This window comes from Trueperaceae bacterium (genome assembly GCA_036381035.1).
In the GTDB taxonomy this organism is placed as follows: domain Bacteria; phylum Deinococcota; class Deinococci; order Deinococcales; family Trueperaceae; genus DASRWD01.
Genome location: DASVDQ010000161.1, coordinates 1 through 1,867 on the forward strand (window position 1 = coordinate 1; position 1,867 = coordinate 1,867).

At 73.9% G+C, this 1,867-nt stretch carries 4 protein-coding genes; 2 read left to right on the top strand and 2 right to left on the bottom strand.

The genetic code is table 11. The features are described from left to right. Together VF202_15715 and VF202_15720 are read left to right on the top strand one after the other, a co-directional pair. Positions 1 to 484, top strand: a 484-nt coding sequence (locus VF202_15715) for a DinB family protein (protein HEX7041564.1), incomplete at its 5' end; no start/stop codon positions are given. Positions 485 to 624: 140 nt separating this feature from the next. Further along, a complete protein-coding gene (locus VF202_15720) occupies positions 625 to 1,005 on the top strand; it encodes a DUF2200 domain-containing protein (protein ID HEX7041565.1) in 381 nt (126 codons plus the stop codon). A 181-nt stretch (positions 1,006 to 1,186) separates the two neighbouring features. Here VF202_15720 and VF202_15725 read toward each other — a convergent pair whose 3' ends face one another. Next, positions 1,187 to 1,411 (bottom strand): DUF2892 domain-containing protein, encoded by a 225-nt coding sequence (locus VF202_15725; GenBank protein ID HEX7041566.1) that lies wholly within the window; start codon positions 1,409 to 1,411, stop codon positions 1,187 to 1,189. Between the two features lie 215 nt (positions 1,412 to 1,626). Then, positions 1,627 to 1,867: SMC family ATPase (locus VF202_15730; GenBank protein HEX7041567.1), on the bottom strand; the 241-nt coding region annotated here is incomplete at its 5' end.

Genomic DNA, 1,867 nt, shown 5'->3' on the forward strand with positions numbered 1-1,867 from the left:
GATGCCCGCCGTGCTGAGACACGTCTTCCTCGACGGCGAGTTCATGGAGCGGGAGCGTCTCCTCTCCGGCCTCGACCTCGCGCAGGTCACGGCGCGGCCGGGCGGGGCGACGCACTCCATCTACGACGAGCTGTGGCACGCGGCCGAGTGGCAGCGGATCGTGGTCGAGCGCGACGAGGACTCAGGGGAGGCCTGGGCGCCTGGCGGCTACCCGTTCCCGACCGAGGACCCCGCGACGCTGGAGGAATGGCATGGCCTCGTCGAGAGGTTCCTGCGCGGCGCCCGTCAGGCGGTGGCGTGGGCCGAGTCGCTGGAGGGGCGCGGCGAGGAGCTGGAGCCGGGATGGCCCGTCGCCGACGTGCTGGCGAGCCTGGCGGCGCACAACGCCTACCACCTCGGGAAGATCGTCGCGCTGCGGCAGGTGCTGGGCGCCTGGCCGCCGCCCGAGCAGGCGGGCGGATCCCCGGAAGGGGGCGCGGCCTAGGTCCCGGAGAGTCGCCGCCGGCTCGCGGTCGCGCGGCCTCCGCGGTGGCGTGCGCGGCCACGGGGCCGTTCGCGCGCCCGTTCGCCACCGGGCCCGGCTTTCCTCTACAGTTGTGGGACCTTACCTACCGAGGACACGGCATGAACGAGAAGAACAACGAACGGGTCTACAAGATGAGCGTGGCGGGCGTCTACCCGCACTACGTCGCCAAGGTCGAGAGGAAGGGCCGCACGAAGGCCGAGCTGGACGAGGTCATCCGCTGGCTCACCGGCTACACCCAAGAGGAGCTGGAGGCCAGGCTCGCGGACCGCACCAGCTTCCGGGAGTTCTTCGACCAGGCCCCGCGGCTCAACCCCGCTCGCTCCCTGATCAAGGGCGTCATCTGCGGCGTGCGCATCGAGGAGATCCAGGAGCCGCTGATGCGCGAGATCCGCTACCTCGACAAGCTGGTCGACGAGCTGGCCAAGGGCAGGCCGATGGAGAAGGTGCTGAGGGCCGAGCCCGTCGGCGCCGCCGCCTGACCGGGTCGCGTCGCGCCCGGCGGCCCTAGGCGCAGGGCCGCTGCGGATGCCGGGGACGCCGAGCGGGTCTCACGGCGCCCGGTGGTGGGCCGGCTTGCCGCCACGGCACCCCGGGTGGGGCGGGACCGGCCGGGCGTCGCGGCGCCCGTGACCGGCGGCGCCGAGCCGGCCTCGTCCCAGCTCAGGCCCTGCTGCCGGCCGCGCGCCCTGGACCGTTGGTGCGGGCGCCGAAGAGGGCGTAGACCGGGCAGAATCCCAGCGCCGCCGTCGCCAGCAGGACCACGGCGAGCCCGACGAGCACCCAGTTCCAGGGCGCCGCCAGGAGCCCGAGCGCCACGACGACGATCGCCGCGCCGCCGAGGACCGCACGGATGACGCGGTCCATGGTGCCCATGTTGACCGTCATGGCTGCCCCTCCTTCCGCCTCCACACAAGCAGGGGAGGGGCGTCCTGGCCAGGGACCTAAGCCCCCGAGCCGGGCGAGCTAGGCAACTGCCCAGCGGGCGCGGGACGCGCGATTCGACGGAGCGAGGTCCCCGCCATGCCCGCGGAACTGCCCTGCGGGCGCGGGACGCGCCCAGGACCACGCCGCGCACGCGCACGGCGCCGGCGAGCCCCGCCTCAGTAGTCCCAGGCCAGGCGGCTGCCGAGCCGTCCCTTCTCGACCACCAGGCGCGCGGGCAGGCGCTCGGTGAGGCTGGTGACGTGGGTGATCACGCCGACCATGCGCCCGTTGCTCGTCAGGTTCGTGAGCACCTCGGTGACGCTGTCGAGCGCCTCGGGGTCGAGGGTGCCGAAGCCCTCGTCCAGGAACAGGGAGCCCAGCCTCTGCTGGCCGGCCACCGAGTCGGCCAGCGCCAGC

Coding starts and splice junctions, on each gene's coding strand:
- VF202_15725 (HEX7041566.1), bottom strand. CDS start 1,411: ATGACGGTCAACATGGGCACCATGGACCGCGTCATCCGTGCGGTCCTC.
- VF202_15720 (HEX7041565.1), top strand. CDS start 625: ATGAACGAGAAGAACAACGAACGGGTCTACAAGATGAGCGTGGCGGGC.